Genomic DNA, 228 nt, shown 5'->3' with positions numbered 1-228 from the left:
CACCCCCTGCTCAGCCCGCCGCAGGCGCCTGCTCCCGCCACCCGTTGGTGATCGGCAGCCGCCGGTCCTTCCCGAACCCCTTCGGCGAGATCTTCGTCCCCGGCGGGTACTGCCGCCGCTTGTACTCCGCCCGGTCCACCATCCGCAGCGTCCTCGCCACCAGCTCCCGGTCGAACCCGGCCGCGACGATCTCGTCCGCCCCCCGGTCCCGGTCCACGTACAGCTCCA

At 73.2% G+C, this 228-nt stretch carries 1 pseudogene; it reads right to left on the bottom strand.

Annotated features, from left to right (window positions below):
- Positions 1-10: 10 nt before the first annotated feature.
- Positions 11-228 (bottom strand): annotated as a pseudogene (locus B7L92_RS43395) (NAD+ synthase); the annotation flags it as partial.

The sequence above is a fragment of the Streptomyces viridosporus genome, assembly GCF_002078235.1.
Lineage (GTDB): Bacteria > Actinomycetota > Actinomycetes > Streptomycetales > Streptomycetaceae > Streptomyces > Streptomyces viridosporus.
This window is presented reverse-complemented; position numbering and strand designations above follow the sequence as displayed.